The 22,659-nt window shown below is 42.8% G+C and carries 20 protein-coding genes and 1 pseudogene; 5 read left to right on the top strand and 16 right to left on the bottom strand.

All coding sequences use genetic code 11. The features are described 5' to 3' along the window. Positions 1 to 111 precede the first annotated feature (111 nt). The 7 genes and pseudogenes from E0F88_RS20345 to E0F88_RS20320 form a co-directional block, all read right to left on the bottom strand. Positions 112 to 711, bottom strand: a complete 600-nt coding sequence (locus tag E0F88_RS20345) for an SDR family NAD(P)-dependent oxidoreductase (RefSeq protein WP_220466359.1) — start codon at positions 709 to 711, stop codon at positions 112 to 114. Between the two features lies 1 nt (position 712). Next, positions 713 to 949 carry an SDR family NAD(P)-dependent oxidoreductase gene (locus E0F88_RS34550; protein ID WP_220466358.1) on the bottom strand — a complete coding sequence of 79 codons (237 nt, stop codon included), beginning with the start codon at positions 947 to 949 and terminating at the stop codon, positions 713 to 715. 60 nt (positions 950 to 1,009) lie between these two features. Continuing rightward, a complete protein-coding gene (locus E0F88_RS20340) occupies positions 1,010 to 1,789 on the bottom strand; it encodes a glucose 1-dehydrogenase (protein WP_131960107.1) in 780 nt (259 codons plus the stop codon). A 98-nt stretch (positions 1,790 to 1,887) separates the two neighbouring features. Then, the gene (locus E0F88_RS20335; RefSeq protein ID WP_131960106.1) at positions 1,888 to 3,024 is read right to left on the bottom strand and encodes an aldo/keto reductase; all 1,137 of its coding nucleotides are present in this window, start codon (positions 3,022 to 3,024) and stop codon (positions 1,888 to 1,890) included. A gap of 78 nt (positions 3,025 to 3,102) precedes the next feature. After that, a pseudogene (locus E0F88_RS20330) lies at positions 3,103 to 4,026 on the bottom strand (aldo/keto reductase). A 136-nt stretch (positions 4,027 to 4,162) separates the two neighbouring features. Continuing rightward, a complete protein-coding gene (locus E0F88_RS20325) occupies positions 4,163 to 4,528 on the bottom strand; it encodes a DUF1330 domain-containing protein (RefSeq protein WP_131960105.1) in 366 nt (121 codons plus the stop codon). Between the two features lie 78 nt (positions 4,529 to 4,606). Continuing rightward, positions 4,607 to 5,737, bottom strand: coding sequence for an NADH-dependent flavin oxidoreductase (locus tag E0F88_RS20320; protein ID WP_181956103.1), 1,131 nt, complete (start codon positions 5,735 to 5,737; stop codon positions 4,607 to 4,609). 578 nt (positions 5,738 to 6,315) lie between these two features. Here E0F88_RS20320 and E0F88_RS20315 point away from each other — a divergent pair. Continuing rightward, positions 6,316 to 7,638 (top strand): HlyD family secretion protein, encoded by a 1,323-nt coding sequence (locus tag E0F88_RS20315; RefSeq protein ID WP_131960103.1) that lies wholly within the window; start codon positions 6,316 to 6,318, stop codon positions 7,636 to 7,638. A gap of 4 nt (positions 7,639 to 7,642) precedes the next feature. Here E0F88_RS20315 and nadB read toward each other — a convergent pair whose 3' ends face one another. The 6 genes from nadB to E0F88_RS20285 all read right to left on the bottom strand — a co-directional run bounded on the left by nadB (position 7,643) and on the right by E0F88_RS20285 (position 14,654). Then, a complete protein-coding gene (nadB, locus tag E0F88_RS20310) occupies positions 7,643 to 9,223 on the bottom strand; it encodes an L-aspartate oxidase (RefSeq protein WP_131960102.1) in 1,581 nt (526 codons plus the stop codon). Positions 9,224 to 9,516: 293 nt separating this feature from the next. Further along, positions 9,517 to 10,512, bottom strand: a complete 996-nt coding sequence (gene nadA / locus E0F88_RS20305) for a quinolinate synthase NadA (RefSeq protein ID WP_131960101.1) — start codon at positions 10,510 to 10,512, stop codon at positions 9,517 to 9,519. A 202-nt stretch (positions 10,513 to 10,714) separates the two neighbouring features. Continuing rightward, positions 10,715 to 12,136 (bottom strand): inorganic phosphate transporter, encoded by a 1,422-nt coding sequence (locus tag E0F88_RS20300; RefSeq protein ID WP_131960100.1) that lies wholly within the window; start codon positions 12,134 to 12,136, stop codon positions 10,715 to 10,717. 242 nt (positions 12,137 to 12,378) lie between these two features. Beyond that, positions 12,379 to 13,446 carry a dual-specificity RNA methyltransferase RlmN gene (rlmN, locus tag E0F88_RS20295; RefSeq protein ID WP_131960099.1) on the bottom strand — a complete coding sequence of 356 codons (1,068 nt, stop codon included), beginning with the start codon at positions 13,444 to 13,446 and terminating at the stop codon, positions 12,379 to 12,381. Between the two features lie 165 nt (positions 13,447 to 13,611). Then, entirely contained in the window at positions 13,612 to 14,205 is a 594-nt protein-coding gene (locus E0F88_RS20290) for a CvpA family protein (RefSeq protein WP_131960098.1), read from the bottom strand. Continuing rightward, complete coding sequence (locus tag E0F88_RS20285) at positions 14,202 to 14,654, bottom strand: GatB/YqeY domain-containing protein (protein WP_131960097.1); 453 nt, start codon at positions 14,652 to 14,654, stop codon at positions 14,202 to 14,204. Before E0F88_RS20285 ends, E0F88_RS20290 begins: the two co-directional genes overlap by 4 nt. Positions 14,655 to 14,785: 131 nt before the next feature. On the opposite strand from E0F88_RS20285, the gene E0F88_RS20280 reads away from it, so the two are divergent. Then, positions 14,786 to 15,505 carry a pyridoxine 5'-phosphate synthase gene (locus E0F88_RS20280; RefSeq protein WP_131960096.1) on the top strand — a complete coding sequence of 240 codons (720 nt, stop codon included), beginning with the start codon at positions 14,786 to 14,788 and terminating at the stop codon, positions 15,503 to 15,505. A gap of 63 nt (positions 15,506 to 15,568) precedes the next feature. Here the strand turns inward: E0F88_RS20280 and E0F88_RS20275 are convergent, their stop codons facing one another. Next, complete coding sequence (locus E0F88_RS20275) at positions 15,569 to 15,871, bottom strand: SCP2 sterol-binding domain-containing protein (RefSeq protein WP_131960095.1); 303 nt, start codon at positions 15,869 to 15,871, stop codon at positions 15,569 to 15,571. 159 nt (positions 15,872 to 16,030) lie between these two features. Between E0F88_RS20275 and E0F88_RS20270 the strand changes: the two genes are divergently transcribed. From E0F88_RS20270 to xylA, 3 genes are all read left to right on the top strand, one after another. Then, positions 16,031 to 16,513: a hypothetical protein gene (locus E0F88_RS20270; RefSeq protein ID WP_229213845.1), complete on the top strand. Its 483-nt coding sequence runs from the start codon at positions 16,031 to 16,033 to the stop codon at positions 16,511 to 16,513. 152 nt (positions 16,514 to 16,665) lie between these two features. Beyond that, positions 16,666 to 18,783: a peptidylprolyl isomerase gene (locus E0F88_RS20265; RefSeq protein ID WP_131960093.1), complete on the top strand. Its 2,118-nt coding sequence runs from the start codon at positions 16,666 to 16,668 to the stop codon at positions 18,781 to 18,783. 277 nt (positions 18,784 to 19,060) lie between these two features. Beyond that, entirely contained in the window at positions 19,061 to 20,389 is a 1,329-nt protein-coding gene (gene xylA, locus E0F88_RS20260; protein ID WP_131960092.1) for a xylose isomerase, read from the top strand. Positions 20,390 to 20,477: 88 nt separating this feature from the next. On the opposite strand, the gene E0F88_RS20255 is transcribed toward xylA, so the two are convergent. Then, positions 20,478 to 20,978 carry a DUF1216 domain-containing protein gene (locus tag E0F88_RS20255; RefSeq protein ID WP_131960091.1) on the bottom strand — a complete coding sequence of 167 codons (501 nt, stop codon included), beginning with the start codon at positions 20,976 to 20,978 and terminating at the stop codon, positions 20,478 to 20,480. A 169-nt stretch (positions 20,979 to 21,147) separates the two neighbouring features. Next, the gene (locus E0F88_RS20250) at positions 21,148 to 22,650 is read right to left on the bottom strand and encodes a RagB/SusD family nutrient uptake outer membrane protein (RefSeq protein ID WP_131960090.1); all 1,503 of its coding nucleotides are present in this window, start codon (positions 22,648 to 22,650) and stop codon (positions 21,148 to 21,150) included. Positions 22,651 to 22,659 lie beyond the last annotated feature (9 nt).

The raw sequence follows: 22,659 nt of genomic DNA, 5'->3' as shown, positions 1-22,659 counted from the left end.
ATTGAAAGTCCAGTTGCAAAATCACTTTCTATTATATTCTTTGAAGACTCAATTCTGAAGCCCGGCCAGTGGTGTCAAAATTGGATTAACTGTACCGCATCTTAGCACCCCCTACTCGTGAGCAAGCGAACTTGAAAGCTCCCGGTAAGCTTTAATCTGCTGCTGGCGCTCGGCTACTTTTTGCTCAGCTTGTCCTATGGCATCAGCTCCTGCAAGAAAGCGGCGCGGCGGTTGTGGCTGATCAGAAATAAAGACCAATGCGCTGGCAAGCTTGGCCGGATCACCAGGCTGCTGACCGTTAGCACCGGTCCAGAACTTCATTTGCTCGGTGCGGCGCTCGTTATAGTCTTCAATTGGATTTTCGGCATAGTTTGTAGACTCTTCGGTGAGAAGCTCCGTTCGAAAGAAACCCGGATTAACAATAATGGTATCGATCCCAAAGGGTTCGATCTCAGCTTGCAACGATTCCATCCAGCCTTCAACGCCAAATTTGGAAGCAGCATAGGCAGTACCAAACTCAAAGCCGGCAAAACCAGCTGTGGACGAAATGGTGATGATTTGCCCTGAGCGCTGCTTACGCATAAGCGGAAGGACCGCCCGTGTCACATTCATAGGACCGAAAAGGCTCGTTTCGAGCTGCTTATGAATTTGCTCGGATGTAAGCTCCTCAAAATAGCCCGCGTAAAAATTAGCGGCATTGTTGACAAGCACATCAATCCCGCCAAAACCTGGCTATTCCGGCTTTAACCGCTGATTCGGCATCTGCCGGGCTGGTCACATCCAATTTTACAAGCAGAAGCCCATCAGACTGCCCAAGCGTCTGTTTTAGTTTATCCAGGTTTCGGCCTGTGGCGATTACTTTGTGCCCCGCTGCCAGTGCGGCTCTGGTAATATCAACGCCCATACCGCGCCCTGCGCCGGTGATGAGCCAAACTTTTTTAGTACTCATATCTTTGTTTTTTTTACTATGTTTTTAAGTAGTAATCAAATCATTTCAGGCTACTGATCCTTAATGAGCAGTGAAGCCGCCATCAACCGGAAGCGCTGCGCCGATTACAAAACTTGCCGCAGGACTGCAAAGCCACAGAACCGCCTGGGCAATCTCGCTGGTGAGACCGAGCCTGCCAATGGGTTGGTCCCGCAAAACTTCCTGCATTGCCTCAGGTGATCTTTCTTTTAAATCTGCCAGCATCGGTGTATCGATCACGCCCGGACAAACCGCATTCACACGTATACCTCGGGCGGCAAATTCAAGTCCAGCACTTTTGGTCAGGCCAAGAACACCATGTTTGGTGCCATGATAAGCGTTACGGCCTGCCTGTCCTACAAGCCCGCCAAGCGACGAACAGTTTACAATTGCGCCGCTGCCTTGTATCTGCATTTGTTTGAGCTCGTGCTTCATACAAGTCCAAACACCCTTGAAATTGACCCCATTTACCTTGTCAAATTCCTGCTCGGTTTCATCAGTCAGCGCCCCGGATGGCCCTGCAATTCCCGCATTGTTAAAGGCCATGTCCAATTTTCCAAACGCAGCAACAACGTGCTGGATCATACTTTCCACTTGCGCTTCATTAGATACGTCGCAAACAATCGCGATGGCCTGGTGGCCTGCTTCGGTCAGCTCGGCAGTAACTGCACTTAATTCTTTTTCGTTGACATCTGCAAGCACAACAACTGCACCAGCTTTGGCAAACGCCTGGGCTGCTGCCAGTCCGATGCCAGCACTCGCGCCGGTAACCAGGGCAACTTGTCCCTGAAAATTGTATACAGGATTTAAATTCGTATTCATGTTATATGGTATTTTGCTGGATTTGCAGCGGTAGAAATCGGTGCAGTGCTGCATGGATACTGCGCGCTTTGCTTAATCCATCTATAAGACATTATTAGTTATTCTACTACTTTCATTTGCAAGGCATTCATCCGACCGCCATGCACCTTAATCTTTGCAAGCTCAGTATCAAGCTCAGCCAAATCGGAACTGGACAGTTTAATATTGACTGCTCCCAGATTCTCTGTCAAATGCTCAATACTGCGTGTTCCGGGAATCGGTACGATAAATGGCTTTTGAGCCAGCAGCCAAGCCAGTGAAATCTGCGCAGGTGTGGCATTCTTCTTAGCAGCAAATTGTTTGATCAAATCTACAATCGGCTGGTTTGCTGCGATATTTTCAGCAGAAAAACGCTCAAACCCTGACCTTAGGTCTTTTTTAGGGTCAAACTTGGTATTTGCATTTATTTTCCCGGTTAAATAACCCATGCCAACAGGTCCCCAGGGTACAAATCCGATCCCAAGTTCTTCACATGCAGCGAGTACGCCATTTTGCTCCACGCTTCTTTCCATGATTGAGTACTCGGTTTGCACAGCTGATACAGGCATCACGCCATGTGCCAGGCGAATTGTCTTGGCACTTGCCTCAGAAAGACCAAAGTGCAAGACTTTCCCCTGCTGGATTAACTCTTTAACTGTGCCAGCTACATCTTCAATCGGCACATTTGGATCTACCCGGTGCTGATAGTACAAGTCAATACGATCTGTTTTAAGTCGTTTAAGCGACTCTTCAACTACCTTTTTTATATGTTCCGGGCGGCTGTTCAAAGTACCTCCTGCCGGAATGTCAAAGCCAAATTTACTGGCTATAACGACTTTATCGCGAAAAGGAGCCAAGGCTTCCCCAACCAATTCTTCGCTGGTATACGGACCGTAAACTTCGGCCGTATCAAAAAAAAGAACCCCATTTTCATAAGCTGTACGGAGCGTTTTAATGCCTTGGTTCTTGTCGGCAGCAGGACCATAATTGGCACTGATACTCATGCAGCCTGAGCCAAGTTCGGATACCTGCAGTTTGCCAAGTTTCCTGGTTTTTAGCTTATCTTTTGCAAAGCTGTTATTTTCCTGAACCGAGGCAGTTGCCCATGAAAGCGGAATGACTGTTAAACCGGCCCCTGCAAGGGCAGTCTTGGTAATGAATCCGCGGCGGCTGATGCCAGCGTTTTCCTGCTCATTAACTTGATCTTTATTTTCCATTTTGTTATCTGGTTATTGATAGTGCACGTTTGGCGGGCACCTTTGATTACTTGTCTATCAATTAGATTTGTTTAATTATCAAAAGCCAATCACCCGGTGCGGCTGGTAGAGCTCTTCCAAATGCTTGATTTCAGATGCAGATAGTTTGACAGATAAGGCAGATACGGCATCTTCAATATGCCCTGGTTTGGTCGCTCCCACAATCGGGGCTGTAATTTCAGGCTTACTCATCATCCAGGCCAAAGCCAACTGCGCAGTTGGGATCTCTTTCTCTTTTGCCAGCTGCTGCAAACGCTCAATTACCTCAAAATCAGAAGGCGAGTTATAGTAACCACCACTGAAATTATCGGTCTTGGCACGTTTGGTTTCCTCTTTGTCTTTCGGGTTACTGCGGCCAAGCAAACCTGCTGCCAGGGGTGACTAGGGAATAATGGCAATTTTCTGATCAACGCAAAACGGGATCATTTCTCGTTCTTCCTCGCGATAGATCAGATTATAATGGGGCTGCATAGAGACAAACCGTGTCCAGCCATTTAGCTGAGCAATGTATTGCGCCTGCGCAAACTGCCAGCTGTACATAGATGATGCGCCGATATATCTGGCTTTCCCTGCCTTGACTACATCATGCAGTGCTTCCATCGTTTCCTCTATTGGTGTATTTTCATCCCAGCGGTGTGTCTGATACAGATCGACATAATCTGTCCCCAAACGTGTTAGGCTCGCATCAATTGCACTCAGAATATGTTTACGCGACAAGCCTTGTTTATTAGGTCCACCAATTCCGTCGGCAGGATTAAACACTTTTGTTGCCAGCACATAATCATCCCGTTTTGCAAAATCCCGTAGCGCTTTCCCAAGGACTTTCTCGCTGCCGCCCTCGTTATATACATTGGCTGTATCAAAAAAATTGATACCTGATTCCAGGGCAGTCTTAATAAATGGCCGGCTTTCTTCGTCTGTCAAGGCCCACGGAAACTGTTTTGTGGGTCCGCCGTAGCTCATTGTGCCCAGGCACAAAGGCGAAACCATCATACCTGTATTTCCAAATTTCACGTAGTCCATAATTTGTTTTATTTGATGAATAGTGTCAGCCAGATCGTCAAAACTGACATGCTGTTTTAAAAAAATTTATTTGCTGTTAAGGCATCAAGGCACTTTCTGCAAGAAAGACCCAACCTTCGGTCGAAGCGAGCCGAAATTTCATTGCCTGCTGATACTCAACCGAATTGTAAAACCGCTGGGCATCAGCAAAACTCTCAAACTCAGCTATTGCAATGACGGATTCAGGCTTTCCTTCCACAGCTTTTACAGCTGCATCATAAATCATAGGCCGGAGCTTATACTTAGCATTTAATGCACCCGCAGCCTGCACATACTTTGCATAGGTCGCCTGATCATGGATGGTATAGTTTGCAATGAGATATCCACGCGGTTGATTTGTAACCGATGTTTTATCCTGCGCTTGATCCTGATGATCCGAGCTTATTTGCTGATCTACTTCCATTGTTAAACAGGTTAAAATTTAATCTTTCAGTGATGGACATCACTCTTGTTATCTCTCAATTCCTCTAAAACAGCAGATCTAATTTGAGATGGGAAACCAACCTTTGGCTGCATCGATGACATTCCATAATTTGGTCGGAATGGCTAGTTCCGGGAGCTTTGAGATACTTAATGAATCTGCAATCTTTTCTCCCCTGGCCGCCAGTTCTACCCAGTTTGGGTTGATAACCAGAGCCTGCCCGATCGCTACAAATGCCAATCCCATATCTACGGCCCGGGCAGCCTGTTCCGGGTTTTTAATTTGTCCGGCAGCAATCACAGGAATTCTTCCCGATACGTAATCCAGGATCAATTGCGCAATTGTTTTTCCCTCGCTAGTGCCAATAGGTCTTGATTCAAGCACATTAGCCAGAGACGCATGCAGGTAATCGACTTTTAGCTCAATAAGGCGGTCAATTAATGGAAAAATGTCTTTAAGCTTATAGCTTTCAGGATGTGACTCCTCAGGAGATATCCGGTAACCTAGTAAAAACGGACGCGTAGCATGCTCCGCAATAACGGCTTGAACTTCTTTAACCACTTCAAGAGCAAATCGCATACGATTTTGTGAAGATCCTCCCCACTCGTCCGTACGCTGGTTGAACAAAGGGGAAAAAAAGTTTTGGATTAAAAACCCGTGTGCTCCGTGAAGTTCTACACCATCAAAACCGGCTTCAATAGCCCTTCTGGTCGTCTGGCCAAAGGCTTTAATAATATCAAGGATCTCTTCATGCGAGAGTGCACGGGGAATGTTTACTTCGCTAACAAAAGAAGATTCACCAGCCTCTATTGCACTGGCACTCACCAGATCACCATCAGGTATCAGTTGAGCTAGTGCCTTATTGCCGGCATGAAAAATTTGAAGTATGGCTGGCGCTCCGCCACTTTTTGCTACCGTCGCCAGCTTTTTAAGGCTTGGTAAAAATGTGTCATCGTAAGACGCAAATTCATCAGTAAAACCAATGCCGCTTGGGGTAACATGGCTGCAACCGGTAATGACTATACCGACACCATTTACACGGGCTTTGTAATGCCTTTCTTCATCTGCTGAGATAGTGTAATTATCGTTGCTGGCCCACGTGGTCATGGGAGCCATTGCCACCTTATTTTTTAAGGTTATACCCTTATTAAAAGTAAAGGGCTTAAATATGGGGTTTGTCTGCTTGTTCATCACTCTCCTGGGTAAATTTGCAATTTAAACCTACTATCTTAATGATTTACAGATATATAGATCAACTAATTATAATGCAAATTTACGATGTGAACCCTGTACAAGGTTAAAGGTATTCAAACCATTGATTAATACATTCAAACAACTGTGGGTTTCGTAGACATAGATTATAAAGTATTTAAGAGATAAAAGTATTTGCCATGGTCTTTTTTGTTTACATATTTTAACTATTAGCACGTCATTCTTTTCCTAATTATGAGCACTGAGGGTTATTTAAGAACGAATATAGTAACGCTTGATGTAGCATTTCGGACAAAGATAAACTTCTATTAAGCCAGATCAATCCATTGATATACCTTGAGAATTTGCTGTGTCACACTTAGCTCGGATAAAAGTTCTTTGCGAAAGTCGTGACGGTTTTTCTCCCTTTCTTTAGTTTACCCCAATCTGGTGCAAACACAAACGGACTTACAAAGCAGCATTACTTCGGCAGCCGGGGCTGCGGTAGCCGGGCTGTGACAGCAGGTACAAATTAATTTTCATCAGCGGGCAATTACAAAAAAACAACTCTGTTCAAAATGGATAGAAATACTACATCATCAACAGAAAAATTACAGCGTACTGAGGAAGTACAGGAAATCATTGAGCGTATGCCCACCAAATTTGGGGCAAGAATTACAACGCTTATTCTTTTTATTATATTACTAATACTATTTTTCGGATGGAAAGTACGATATCCGGATGTTGTTTCAGGACAGGTTACAATTAATGCAAGCGAGGCCCCTTTGAAACTGATTGCTGCCGGAACAGGGAAATTGCAGTTACAAAATATTAAGTCGCAGGATACTGTTGCTGAAAATCAGATTATCGCTGTACTGGAAAATCCGGCCGACCCGGATGATGTGAATAAAATTTCAACACTGGTTAACAGAATACATTTTCCAACTGACAGCGCGTCGAAAATTTATAACACTCTTCCACAGGAAATATCGCTGGGAGAGCTCAGCACAAATTACTTTGCCTTTCTGAATGCCCTCAAACAATTGGCAGACTATCAGGATAATCACGTTTACGACCAGCAGAGTTTTGCGTTTCAAAAATTGCTTTTGCAACAACAGAAAGTACTGACTGTATCCCATACCCGCGCCAAAATTGGTTTGGAAGGGCAAAAACTTTATCAGCGCTTTTATGATCGTGATTCTACTTTACTCTTAAACCGTGCCATCAGTAAAGCTGAATTTGATGTTACGAAAATCAAAGTTGTTACGTCGAAAGATCAGTATCAATCCACATTGCGGGATATTGCCAACGCGGAGGAACAGCTAAGCCAGACAGAAAGTAAAATACAAGAAATTGAAATTCTTAAAACTGAGAAGGAACGTCAGCTCCATCTGGATCTATTAACTGCTTACACCGATTTTATAGAGAGAATTAAGGCGTGGAAACAGAAGTATCTTTTCGTTTGTCCGTTTAACGGAAGAGTTCAGTTTTTAAAATTCTGGAACAACAACCAGTTTGTGCAAGCTGGAGACCCGGTATTCACCATTATCCCCAAACAAGAGAAACTTTATGGCCAGGTTATTCTGCCGGCAGTTGGAGCGGGGAAAGTAAAAATCGGCCAGGAGGTAATTGTAAAATTGGAAGACTATCCGTACCTCGAGTACGGGTCAGTGAAAGGAAAAGTAAGCTCTATTTCGCTAACTACAAATGCAATCAAAACAGCTCAGGGAGACGCTGAGACTTATCTGGTTACCATTGACTTTCCTGAGAAATTAAAAACGAATTATGGTACCAAATTAGATGTAAAATACGAGGTAAAGGGCTCAGCAGATATCATAACGAACGATCGAAGACTCATACAGCGGTTCTTCGGCAACCTTAAATATGCTTTAAAGAAATAAGCTTTCACCCCTTCACATGATCCGCATTATAATGCAAGCCGATATTTTCCCGTCGGGCCATGGCCATTTTGATAATCAGATAAGAAACCGAGATCATATTTCTCAGCTCACAAATAGCTACCGAAACCTTGGATTCACGGTAAAGTTCTTCATGCTCCTGGTGAAGCAGTTCAAGGCGGTCGTAAGCACGTTTCATGCGTCGGTCGGTTCGGACGATGCCTACGTAATTGGACATGATACTGTTTAACTCACGTGTCATTTCTGTCACAAGCACATTCTCCTCCGGATGTGTCGTACCGGAATCGTCCCACTCCGGAATATTGTCGGGAACAATTGCCTCATCAAAGCTGGACAATGTACTTTCATAAGCCCGGTGACCAAAAACAACTGCTTCAAGTAAGGAATTGGAAGCCAGACGATTGGAGCCATGCAAGCCTGTGCAGGAACACTCTCCCACTGCGTACAGAAAATTGATGTTTGTTTTACCCCATTCATTCACCCGCACACCTCCGCACATATAATGCTGCGCAGGAACAACGGGAATCATTTCTTTTCTTAAATCAATTCCTGCATCAAGACAATACTGCGTAATATTTGGAAAATGTTCCAGAAATTTCTCATAATCACAGTGACGCACATCCAGATAAACATGATCAACCCCATTCTTTTTCATTTCCGAGTCAATTGCCCTGGCCACAATATCACGTGGAGCAAGCGACAAACGATCATCGTAAAGCTCCATAAAAGTGCTTCCGTCTGCGCGTTTTAATATTCCTCCAAAACCACGGACGGCCTCTGAAATCAGGAACGATGGTTTTTTTCCCGGCTGGTAAAAGCTGGTAGGATGGAACTGTATAAATTCCATATTATCACAAATACCCTTCGCACGGTATGCCATGGCAATTCCGTCGCCGGTTGCGATGGTTGGGTTGGTTGTACTTTGATATATATTCCCGATTCCGCCGGTTGCCAGCATGGTCGTTTTAGCCAAGAACTTTTCCACTTCACCTGTACGACGATTTAGAACATAAGCTCCAAAACATTTTATATCTTCCTGATACCTGTAAACTGTTGCGCCTAAATGATGCTGGGTGATCAGCTCAACGGCATAATAATGTGTGAAAACCTGAATGCTTTTATGCCTTAAAACTTCTTCCAAAAGAGCACGTTCAATTTCTGCTCCGGTAATATCTTTAAAATGCAGAATCCTGTTGTCAGAGTGCCCGCCTTCTTTGGCAAGATCATATTCCCCTCCGGATTCTTTGTCAAAGCGAGTGCCGTAATCGATTAATTCCTGTATACGCTGCGGAGCTTCTTTTACAACAATTTCAACGATATTCCTTTTATTGACTTCATCACCGGCATCCATGGTGTCCTGGATGTGTTTTTCAAAAGAATCCGATTCTGCCCACACAACCGCTATGCCGCCTTGTGCATACTTGGTATTGGTTTCATCGGCTTGAACTTTGGTAATTACCGCAATGGAAATATCCTGTTCCACCGCTTCAAAATGCCTGGCCAGTTTGGCGGCGTAACTAAGTCCGGCAATACCGGATCCAATAATCAGGAAATCAAATTGAGGCATTTTTTGTAATTAGCGTTGTAAAATAGCATTCGGCATTCGGCATTCGGCAAACAATTGGTTTTGATAAATAATTGTTCCAATGTTTTCCGTTCATTTAATCCCGGGGCGTTGTTCCATCGTTTCCCGTCGTTGTTCCCGTCGTTGTTTCCCCATCGTTGTTTCCCGTCGTTGTTTCCCGTCGTTGTTTCCCGTCGTTGTTTCCCAGGGCGTTGCCCCAGGCTGAGGGATGTAAGCCTTTCAGGCTAATTGGTTTTCATTCTTCATTCTTAACTCTTAATTCAGCATTCCAAACCTCAAATCCCTTTGCTTAATTCTAACATTCTGGCAACGGATTCGTAGGCTTTCAGACGTATATCTTCGGGAACAAAAATTTCAGGCTGCTCATACAAAAGCGCGTTGTAAACCTTTTCTAATGTATTCATTTTCATGTACGGACATTCAGAGCAGGCACAGGTATTATTATCAGATCCGGGTGCAGGTATCAGCTTTTTATGTGGAACCGATTGTTTCATTTTGTGCAGAATCCCGGCCTCCGTCGCAACAACAAACTTATCATGCTCCGATTCCTTCACAAATTTCAGCAAACCGGTTGTAGAGCTCACAAAATCCGATTGCATCAAAATATCTTCCTTACATTCCGGATGGGCAATCAGCAATGCATCAGGATTTTCTTCCCGCAGCTGCTTTAATTTTTCCCGCGAAATATCGATGTGAACGATACAGGCACCATCCCACAAAACCATTTCCCGTCCTGTTTTATGCGCCACGTAACGACCCAGGTTAGCGTCCGGAGCAAAAATGATCTTTTGGTCTTTTGGCAAACTGTTTACAATCTGCAAAGCATTTGATGACGTGCAAACAATATCTGTCAACGCCTTTATTTCCGCAGAACAGTTGATATAACTGATTACGATATGATCCGGATACTGTGCTTTAAAGGCTGCAAACTTATCCGCAGGAGCTGAATCGGCAAGGGAACATCCTGCATTAAAATCAGGAATAACGACCTTTTTATTGGGACTTAAAACCTTGGCAGTTTCTCCCATAAAATGCACGCCGCAGAAAACGATCATATCTGCTTCGGTTGATGCAGCCTGCTGGGAAAGCCCCAGACTATCTCCTATATAATCTGCCAGATCCTGAATTTCAGCATCTACATAATAGTGCGCCAGGATAACAGCGTTTTTTTCTTTTTTTAACCGGTTAATTTCTGCAATCAGGTCAATATCATCTGCAATGGCTTCCGTCACATAACCGTAACGGCTAACCTGCTCTTCAATTTTTGTCATTATGGTGAATAATTGGCTTTTTGTTGATCATTAAAAATCCATGACGAATTACGATAATAACCATTGCAAAACCAAAGACAGTTCAAACAGGTGTCATCTATTTATCAATAATCAAAAAAGCTGAGCAAAATAGTCCAAACTATTTTACTCAGCTTTTATAATAAATTCTAACTTCTGAATTCCTTAACTTCTTATTTTCTGTTTAGAATATCCAACGGAAAAAAGCGTACAACGATCCTGATAAAACCATGGTAACGGGCAAAGTTAAAACCCAGGCGATTACGATATTACGTATCGTTCCGGCCTGCAAATTTTTCACGCCTTTACTTGCAACCATAGCCCCCGCAATACCCGAAGATAACACGTGTGTTGTACTTACCGGTAACCCAAGCATTGAGGAAACACCAATCGTACTCGCTGCTACAAGCTCGGCAGAAGCACCTTGCGCATAGGTAAGATGTTGTTTACCAATTTTTTCTCCAATCGTCACAACGATGCGTTTCCAGCCAACCATGGTACCAAGACCAAGTGAAAGTGAAATCATTAATATGACCCAGTCCGGAGCGTAGTCTGTATAACGTCTAATACCTTGTTCACTCGCAGACTGCATCTTAAGGTAGGCTTTATCTTCCGTGTTAAGTGTTGCGTCCCCGTTATCTAAAATCGTTTTGGTGTTTCGGCTGATCAAAAGCAGCGAACGACGCGCATTCATCCGTTCCTCAAGAGGAAGTTTATGGTCTGCAAGCGGTTTATTGATTTCTGACGTAAGAGATGAAATTTCTTTGTGAATTGAATGCAGTTTCAACCGATCAGAAGCAGAAAGCTTCATAGAGTCAATTCTGCTTACAGTTTGTTCTATACGAATCAGATCAGCCTTCATTTCAATAGGATCGATGCTGTTGTCGAGTGCAAAATGGGCCGGCACAATCCCAATTAAAATCAGCATTACCAAACCTACTCCCTTTTGACCGTCATTTGAACCATGAAAAAAACTAACCAGCGTACAGGTTGTGATCAAAATAGCTCTGATCCAGATAGGCGGTGCCTGATTCTTTTTCGGTTCACTAAAAACGATATCACGTAAAGGTTTTGAAAGCAAACGCCTAAGCAAAAACATAATAATAATTGCGAGCGCAAAACCAAATATGGGTGAGGTAAGAAGTGAAGTAAACAATTCTTCTGCCTTGGCCCAGTTTACACCGGCACCCTGTGTATTTTCCGGCATGAAGGTAAAGGCAAGGCCTACACCCAAAATGGACCCGATAAGCGTATGAGAACTTGAACTTGGCAAACCAAAATACCATGTTCCAAGGTTCCAGATAATGGCACTGAAAAGCAGGGCGAAAATCATTGCAACACTATGATACACATCCTGATCAATCAGCATTTCTACGGGAAGAAGATTCACAATTCCCATGGCTACGGCAATTCCTCCCAGAAAAACGCCCAGAAAGTTGCAAAAGCCCGACCACATTACTGCGATGTTCGGTTTTAAAGAATTGGTGTAGATAACGGTTGCAACAGCGTTGGCTGTATCGTGAAAACCATTTACAAACTCAAATGCACAAGCCGCTAAGATACTGAAAGCGAGGAGTAAGAAAATGTCGGTTTCGAGACCAAACATAAAGAGAGTATAAGTTATAAATAATAAATACCAGGTTTTAAAAGGTTATAAATCAATCGTGCCTGATACAACTTCAATCTGCGAAAACAGATTTTCCGGGCAAAACTACTGATTGTTTATGGTTGCAATGTTACCAAATTGTTAATTCAGTTTCACCGGAAGTTGTTAAATTGTTTGTACTCAAACAGCAATCTTCAAATCTCCTATCCCGGTTCCTGCAAACACAACAATCCCGGCCAAAATTAATTTACCTCCTCGTTCTCTACTTTTTTGTTGGCAAGCTGTCCGCAGGCTGCATCAATATCTTTGCCGCGGCTTCTCCTTACATGAACCGATACACCACGGTCTTCAAGAAAACCAGCGAATTTATCCAGTTTGTCAGCTCCTGTGTTTGTAAAATCAGCTTCTGCAATCGGATTGTACTCAATGATGTTTACCCGAGCCGGAACCCTTTTGGTAAATTCCCAAAGTTCTTTTGCATCCTGCAAAGTATCATTGAAATTATTGAAGACAATATATTCGAATGTGATCCGGTTACCGGTTTTTTGATAAAAATAATTAAGCGCTTCTGCCAGATTATCGAGCGAATTTGATTCGTTGATCGGCATGATCTGATTCCTTTTGGTATCATTTGCTGCGTGCAAAGAAAGTGCAAGCCTGAACCGCACCTCATCGTCACCCAGTTTTTTAATCATCTTTGCAATACCGGCTGTGGAAACCGTAATGCGCTTTGGCGACATATTTAATCCTTCCGGCGAAGTAATGTGCTCGATCGATTTCAGGACATTTGTATAATTCAACAGCGGCTCGCCCATTCCCATGTACACAATGTTGGTCAATGGCGCTTTAAAACTTGATTCTGCCTGCTTTGCTATCGCAACAACCTGATCATAAATTTCACCTGCTTCCAAGTTTCTTTTGCGGTCCATGTAGCCGGTTGCACAAAACTTGCAGGTAAGTGAACACCCCACCTGGCTGCTGACACAGGCAGTCATGCGGTCGGCAGCAGGAATAAGAACACCTTCTACCAGATTACCGTCAAAAAGCCTGAATGCGGATTTGATCGTACCGTCGTTGCTTTGCTGCTGCTTGGCAACATCCATGGAGTGTATCACAAAATGATTGTCAATAAGCTGCCTGGTTGCAAGCGAAAGGTTCGTCATTTCAGCAAATGAGTTTGCCGATTTCTTCCAGATCCATTCATATATCTGTTTTGCACGAAAAGCTTTCTCTCCATTCTCAGTCATCCAGCCTTTAAGCTGATCGACACTCATTTTCCGTATATCCTGTTTTTCCTGTAATCCGGTCATTATCTTTTAACACTATTTGCTGCAAAGGTACTGAAAATCAACTATTGATCATTAACCTGTGCGGGATATTGAAAGTTCATTTTGAGTTAAACGCTGGGTTAGCAGAGTTTTAAGCAAAGTGGGGGGAATGAGTATTCTAAAACAGAATTAGTAAAATGCTTTTTCTTACTCCTTCTCAACTTCTTCCACCTCCGCTTCTACATCAGAGGAATCAGGCTTTGTTTCTGCATCATCCAGATAATCCCGTTTCCACTCCTTGATCAGGTCTGTGCCTTTGGGCATGATCTGTAATGCTTTGGTGATGAGATTCGGCGCAACAGGCACGACAAGCGGATATAAAAAAGTATCGTCTGTCCGGTGGGAAGGAATTTTTATACCAATCAGATTAACCAGCCAGAAAAAAACAGAAATTCCGAAAACCCAGGTAAACACGCCCACGAGTGCACCTGCGAACCTGTCAAAAGTGCCCAGTATCGAAAACCTGAGGGATCTTCGGATCATGTAACCAAACTGGTTGAGCAAAAAGATTGTCGGGAAAAACACAGCTGAGAAACCTACATAAGGAAGAATTTTCTTAGCCGTGCTATCACTAAAATAGGGGGTCAGAATATCCATTCCCAACCCCAGAAATTTAAAACCTAAAATCATGGCTACCACCATGCCTGCAATTCCGATAATCTCAATCAGCAAACCTTTGCGGTAACCATGTAATGCTCCCCAAAGAAGGGGAAGAAGGATGATAACATCCAGTAGCTTCATGCCAATAAACTCTTAACCAATGTAGAAACAACACGTCCGTCGGCCTGCCCCGCCAATTCCTTGGTAGCAACGCCCATCACTTTACCCATATCGGAAGGCGCACTGGCTCCTACCCGGGCAATAATTTCCTGCAATTTGGTTTTGATTTCTTCTTCTGTTAATTGTTTTGGCAAAAACTGCTCAATGATTGCCAGTTCCGCCTCCTCAACTGCCAGCAAATCTTCTCTGCCCTGAGCTCTGTAAATATCCGCTGACTCGCGACGCTGCTTGGCCGCTTTGGTAAGCAATTTAAGTTCATCATCGGCCGAAAGCTCACCGCCTGTACCGCCAGCTTTGGTTTCGTCTAACAAAATCAGAGATTTAATAGCACGTAAAGCACGTAATTTATCTGTGTCTTTCGCACGCATCGCGTCTTTTATACCTGATTCAACCTGACTTTTAAGTGACATATATTTTATAATTAAATGAGATAATGAGTAAATTTTGAATGTGCGAATGTTAAATTTGCCTGTAAAGACCGTAAAGTTACACGAATCACAGAAATTGTCATTCTCTCATCCATTCATTCACCATTACCTTCATGACTCGTCTCAGCGTCAACATCAACAAAATTGCTACCTTACGAAATTCCCGCGGCGGAGATAATCCCAATGTGATTAAAGTAGGCCTGGACTGCGAACGTTTTGGCGCTCAGGGAATAACCGTACACCCGAGACCTGATGAAAGGCATATTCGCTACCAGGATGTTTACGATTTGAAAGAAGTTGTTACAACCGAATTCAATATTGAAGGAAATCCCTCAGAGCGTAAATTTATCGATCTTGTACTGGCCAACCGGCCCGATCAGGTTACGCTGGTGCCTGATGCACTGCTCGCGATTACCTCCAATGCGGGCTGGGATACTATAAAAAATCGCAGTGAACTGACCGATTTGATACAGGAATTTAAAAGTGCATCCATCCGTGTGTCTGTTTTCGTGGATGCAGACGAAGACATGGTGGAAGGTGCCAAAATCTGTGGTGCCGACCGGATTGAACTTTATACCGAACCTTACGCCGCCGGATATTTTGAAAACCGGCAAAAGGCAGTTTTACCATTTATAAAAGCAGCTGAAAAAGCAAGGGAAATTGGACTGGGCGTCAATGCCGGCCATGATCTGAGCCTGGATAACCTTCGTTTTCTAAAACAAAGCATTCCATGGATGGATGAAGTGTCCATCGGCCATGCCTTGATCGCAGACGCGTTGTATCTTGGCCTGGAAAATACGATTCAGATGTATCTGAGAGAACTCGAATTGTAATCCGTATTCAGAGACTTTCCAAGTCTTCCAGACTTGGAAAGTCTGGCCTGGGCCGGAGTAACATTACTTCCCTCCGAAAGTCTGGGCAATTTTCATTGCGGTTCCCATATCACCGTCAATCTTTAGCTTTCCGGTCATGTAAGCCATCATAGCATTCAAATCACCGTCGATTAGTTTAAGTGCGTTTTTAGTAGAAACTTCAAATGTGCAGTCGGCCTCAAGATCTTCATTGGACACCGTGTTAGGTACTACTTTACTATTGATAAAAACATTTCCTTCTTCTGTTTTAAATTTTACAGTAGCATCCAGTCCGCTATCGGTTCCCAATATATTCACGATACGGTCGGTAAGAATTTGCAGGCTCATATAATTTAACTTTTGATTTGTTTATATTGTCACTTTTTGTTGTATCAAAGCAACAAATGTATATTCCTTCAGAAGAATATTCAAATGCTCTTGGTGTTTCGCTGTAAAACTACAAATTTTGCGCCCTTATTTTAAGACCCACATTTCTCCAGCTAAATAATGAGTGAACCGATCAGTCGTCCTACCTTTTTAACGGTACTTTGTTTCCTAACTTTCATGAGCGCGGTATCCGGCCTTTGGAGCCAATCTGAAAGATTATGGAATCCGGGCATCACGGCCGATAAAACCAGAGAAACCTTTGAGATAGTCAGAGAAAATGTTGAAGCACAGGCAAACGGAGCCGATACCAAAGTCGTGCAGGAAATGTTTGCCTCCGTAATTGAAAATACAACAGTGGAAACAATTACCACAAGCGCCATCATTATGCTGGTTTTTGAATCGATTTCTCTGTTTGCTGCTTATTTAATGTACAACCTTGAGAAAAGAGGATTTTATTTATACCTGGCTGGCATTGCGGTGGCCTTCCTTGCACCCATTGTTTTAATCGGTGGATGGCTGGGTTTTATAACAGCGGCCTCAAGTATTTTTCTCAGCGTTTTCATGGCCATTTTTTACGCCATCAATTTTAAATACCTGCAATAAAAATTGCGTTTTTGCCTTTTTAAAACTCAAAAAATACGTAACTCAGCGTTTAGAAAATCTAAAATTCTGAATATGAAATCAGAATAGATTTCTAAGCCCTTGCATTCCACGCAGAAAAGATTTTATTTTGCGCACTAATTCGAAAAGAGAAAATGGCTTTAATTAACAAAATCAGAGAGAAGTCCGGAATCGCGGTTACGGTAATTGCTATCAGTTTAATCCTCTTCATGGTAGGAGGTGACCTTTTAGGACCTAATTCCATGCTGGGAGGCAGCAACAATCAGGTTGTTGGTGAAATAGCGGGTAAAGAGATCAATATCAAAGACTTCCAGAGTCGGGTTGATGGCTTTCGTCAAAATTATGAAGCACAATCAGGCCGCAGTCTGAATGAAAATGAACTCGTAGGTTTACGCGATCAGGCTTGGAACCAGTTTATAGTTGATATCGCCTACAAAAAACAGTTTGAAAAACTGGGCCTTACGGTTACTGATGACGAATTGGTTGACATGGTCCAGGGAAATCACATCAGCCCTTCTATTATGCAGGCTTTTTCAGATCCTAACACGGGTCGTTTTGATAAAACTGCTGTCATTAATTATTTAAAAAATCTTAAAACGCTTCCTGTTGAACAACAAAAATCATGGGAGAATTTTGAGAAGAGCCTCCGTGAGGAACGTATTCGCAGCAAATACGAAAACCTTTTGAAATTTTCGGCTTACACGCCGAAAGCACAGGCTGAAAAAGAATATATGGCGCAAAATACAAAGGCAACGCTTCGTTACCTTTATGTGCCTTACTTTTCCATTGTAGATACCACTATTAAAGTTACTGATTCGGAACTGGAAAGTTATTTGAGCGTTCACCGTTCTGAATATAAAGGAACTGATACACGTTCGATTGAATATGTTACTTTTCCCGTTCAGCCTGCCAAAGATGACAGCGCTGCGCTTTATACAGAAATTAAAGAACTTGCCCGCGGACTTGCCACTGCACAAAATGATTCTTCATTCGCGGCTATGAATTCGGATATCGCTTTGCCTGTGAATATGTCACTGGCAACTATGTCGGACCAGCTTAAAGAGGCAGTTAAGACATTTGTACCGGGCGGCGTTTATGGTCCGTATCGCGAAGGCAATACTTATTTTATCTACAAATATGGCGGAACAAAAGCAGATACAGTTTCATCTGCAAGAGCAAGCCACATTTTGATTCGCGCCGAAAACCAGTCTGATTCTTCAAAAGCTGCTGCACGTGTGAAAGCGGAAGGTATTCTGGCTCAGATTCGTGCCGGCGCCAATTTTGAAGCCCTTGCTGCTACATCAAGCGCAGATCCGGGATCAGCACAACGCGGCGGAGATATTGGATATTTCCAGAATAACGGTGCGATGGTAAAACCTTTTGAAGAGGCTGTTTTTTCTGCAAGTGCTCCGGGACTCATCAACAAATTGGTTGAAAGTCAATTCGGATTCCATATCATTAAAGTAACTGCTCCAAAATCAAATATACTTTACCGTATTGCAGCAATTGGTAAAACGATTGCACCAAGCCAGTCAACACGTGACGAAGCCTACCGTAAAGCAGATGAATTTGCTAACTCTGTTAAGTCAAAAGAACAATTTGACGAGGCTGTAAAGAAAAACAAAGCATTGGTTGTTGCAACTGCCAACCGTATTCCTGAGTCGGCAACGAATGTAAACGCAATTCAAAATGGTCGTGACATTGTTCGCTGGGCATTTAAAGATGATTCTAAAATAAATTCTGTTTCACAGGTTTTTGAAACAGACGAACAATATATCGTTGCAGTTTTGACAGGTAAGTCAGAGCAGGATGATGTGAAAGTGGAAGATTTCCGTGACGAGCTTACTACCAAAGTACGTAACCAGAAAAAATCAGAACAAATCACTGCCAAGCTGAAAGGCGCAACAGGAGATTTAGAAGCTATTGCTAAAAAATACGGTGCAGGTGCACTCGTAGAATCAGCTTCGGATATTTCACTTGCAACAGGATTTCTAACCAGCGCAGGTTTTGATCCTATCGCTTTGGGTGTTGCTTTCGGTCTTAAAGCAGGACAGAAATCCAAAGTATTTACAGGAGAAAACGGTGTGTTCATCATGGAACAGATCAGCAAAACAGATGCGCCAAAAATTGCTGACTTCACGCAGTACAAAACGCAGCTGACACAATCTCTGGAAAGCCGTATGTCTTATCTGGTAAACGAAGCAATTCGTGAAAATGCCAAAATAAAAGACCGTCGCGCTAAGTTCTTCTGATAAAACATTTAAAATAAAATTCCTAAAAAGAGGAGCAGAATTTATTTCTGCTCCTCTTTTTCTTTTACACTGCAATTTTTTTAAAAAAAAGTCATATTATTGCAGTATGAAATGTCAATAGTACACTTATTAATTATATTGCTCCGTATGGAGAGAAGTCAAATGTAGTTAAGGAGTTAGAAGTAGTCAATTACCGGTTTTAATGGAAAGCTATTCAGCATGACCATTGCAGCAGTTGGATTTTTTAATATTACAAAACGATTAACAATAACAACAAATGAGCGTACTACTCGGAGATCAGGAGTATTTTAAGGGTATTGGTAAAATTGCTTATGAGGGTCCTGAATCGGACAATCCTTTAGCTTACCGCTGGTATGATGAAAATCGTATCGTTGGTGGAAAAACGATGAAAGATCATCTTCGTTTCGCTATCGCTTACTGGCATACATTCTGTGGAAATGGCGGAGATCCTTTCGGAGGACAGACTTTGTTTTACCCATGGGATAAAAAGGGGGATGCTGTTGGGCGCGCAAAGGATAAAGCGGATGCAGCTTTTGAATTGATCACAAAACTGGGTGCACCATACTACTGCTTTCACGATGTGGACGTTGTGGATTATGATGATGATGTTCGTACCAATGAAAAACGTATCGTAACACTTACAGAATATCTTGCTCAAAAGCAGAAAGATTCGGGTGTAAAATTACTTTGGGGAACTGCCAATTTGTTCAGCCACCACCGTTACATGAATGGAGCTTCTACCAACCCGGATTTTGACGTTGTATCTCACGCAGGTGCTCAGATCAAAATGGCACTGGATGCAACAATCGCATTAGGCGGAGAAAATTATGTGTTCTGGGGAGGCCGCGAAGGCTACATGACTCTGCTTAACACCGACATGAAACGCGAGCAGGAACATTTTGCTCAGATGTTAAAAATGTCTGTTGCTTATGCCCGTGCAAATGGTTTCAAAGGTAAATTCTTTATTGAGCCAAAACCTTGTGAACCTACAAAACATCAGTATGACTACGATGCTGCCACTGTAATTGGTTTCCTTCGTCAGCACGATTTACTTGAAGATTTCGCATTGAACCTTGAAGTGAACCACGCAACCTTAGCTGGCCATACATTTGAGCACGAATTACAGGTTGCTGCAGACGCAGGTATTTTGGGATCGATTGATGCCAACCGTGGTGATTATCAAAACGGATGGGATACAGATCAGTTCCCGAATGACATCGCGGAATGGACCAAAGCGCTTTTAGTAATTTTGAAAGCAGATGGCCTGAAAGGTGGCGGTATCAACTTTGATGCGAAACGCCGTCGTAATTCAACAGATGTAGCTGACGTTTTCCACGCACATATCGGCGGGATGGATGTTGTAGCCCGTGCACTTGTTACCGCTGATAAAATCATTCAAAACGGAGAATACGATAAAATTCGTAAAGATCGCTACGCAAGTTTTGATTCAGGAAAAGGTTCTGAATTTGAAAAAGGCGGCTTGAAGCTGGAAGATCTGTTTGATCTGGCTGCTGGCAAAGGCGAACCTGCTACCACTTCCGGAAGACAGGAATATCTTGAAAATCTGATTAACAGGTTCATCTAATCCAGGTTACAAATCCGGATTAGATTAGATACAAAGATGCCGTCTCCAACTACTGGGACGGCATCTCTATTTTTCATGGTTTTAATAATTAATCCACACTCAATTCTTTGTCAATAACAGCAATAAGCACATTGATTTCTTTCTGCACCGTTTCAAGTTGCTGATCTGTCATCGGACTCTGGATTTCTAAAATGTTAGCCTGAAGCTGGTCTCTTTCTTTAATGAGTTTATCCTGTTTTTCTGTCAAACGTTTTTTTGCATTTCCGTCCGCAGAGCTTAATTTTTCACCGATCGTTTTCAGCCTGTCATTCAGCTTTCCTTCTTTTTCGCGTAGCGAAGCAAGATATTTATCCTGTTTTTCTGACAGTTTCTGACTTGCTTTTTCAAGATCCTTTTTTACATCGGCCATGTCGCTGGAATCCGTCTCCTGCGGTACCATTTCATTAGCCTCAGCTGCTTTTTCCAAAGCCTCTTCTTCCGCATTGGCTAGTTCCTTTCGATCCTTATCTGTTGACGAATTACAAGCTGTTAACATTAGCCCGGCGGCCAAAATTGCATTTGACAAAAATATAGTTGCTATCCTTTTCATAACCGTTTTTATGTTTGATTTAAACAAAACCGCGAAAATATGGTACCACTGGCATTCAGAAGCCTAATTACTGTAATTTGTGGAAAACTGTATACTAATTGCGGACAATCATATACTAAAGAAGAAGGCCGCCAGAAGGATGTTCAGGCGGCCTTCCAGTTTGGTTTCACTAATAACCTTTGTTCTGATTTAGTTTTGTATTGTTCCTGATTTCGACGGTTGGAATCGGAAACAATAATTCCTTTTCAGCCAGAACCGGCCCGTAGGAAAATTTATGACCGATGTAATCATCAAACTTTTTGGTGCTGACATTAAAGGCTTTACGAAGCCGGGCCATATCAAACCAGGTGATATTCTCAAAACATAATTCATACCAGCGTTCACGCCAGATTGCTTCACGCAATGCATCCTTAGACAACCCGGCAAGATTCGCCAATTGTGCTCTGGTTCTGACAGCATTCACTGCATCATACGCCTTGGCACCCGGTCCGTTTACTTCATTTGATGCTTCGGCATACATGAGCAAAACATCGGCATAACGAATCACCGGCCAGTTGAGGTCACTGTTAGACGTACTGGTTTGGGCGGTAACATCAAAGTGTTTCCATATAAAATAACCTCCCAAATCAATTTCCTTAGTCCGGTCGGATTCCAAAGTGTATTTTGTATAAAAAAACTGTTTTTCCTTTCCGCGTAAATCTGCCGTTTCAAAAGATCTCGCGAAATCGGCGGTGGCATAAATTCCGCCGGTTTCATCAGAATATTGAGAAATGTTCTTGTTATATGGAATGATGGCTACCTGCCACTGAGAAGGAATGATCTGCGTTTTATACTGAATCATAAATATATTCTCCTCAATGTTTTTCTTATTTGGATCATGAAAATCATTGTAAGAAGAAAACAGCTTAAACTGCTTTGAATCAATAACTTCTTCCGCTTTTTTGGCTGCGAGGGTATAGTATTCAGCGCCTTTTAGTAAAGGGTATCCAGCCATGGTAAGGTAAACTCGGGCCATCAAAGATTTCACTGCACCTAAACTTACCTTACCGGTTGCGTCAGTCCAGGCAAGGCCGGAAGCTTCCGCGGTTTGCAAATCAGCAACAATGAGTTTATAAATCTCATCAGGAGTAGCCTGTGCAGGTCTTAATTGTTCTGATTGCAGGTTCACCACATCGGTTATCAGCGGAATGCTTCCAAACATCCTTACAAGATTGAAATAATAAAATGCCCTTAGAAAATATGCTTCACCCATCAGCCTCTTTGCTTCCGCAGCATCCATGGTAATGGTTGGAATTTTGGCAATTGAAATATTGGCGTTGGCAATTCCCTTGTAGTAAGCCTGCCAATAGGCTTGTCCGTAACCATTATCCGAAGTGTTTTTTAAATCCTTCACAAAATAACTGTTTACAGCCTGACCTAAATCTGTTGCGGCAAGACCCGTGGCAAACTCCGTCATCATCCAGGTTCCACCGCCGAAGCCGCTTGTCATAGGATCTCTTAACGCAGCATAAATAGCATTCACCGAACTTCTGGCATGCTCGGGTTTTGTAAAATAATTTTCAACCGTAAAATTGCTGGGATCTGATTCATCCAAAAAATCTGAGCAGCCTGTAACAAACAATGCAGCAAACATCATTGCAAGCAAACCTGTTTTATTTGATATTGTTTTCATTGTAGCTTT

Source organism: Dyadobacter psychrotolerans (assembly GCF_004349265.1).
Taxonomy (GTDB): domain Bacteria; phylum Bacteroidota; class Bacteroidia; order Cytophagales; family Spirosomataceae; genus Dyadobacter; species Dyadobacter psychrotolerans.
This window is presented reverse-complemented; position numbering and strand designations above follow the sequence as displayed.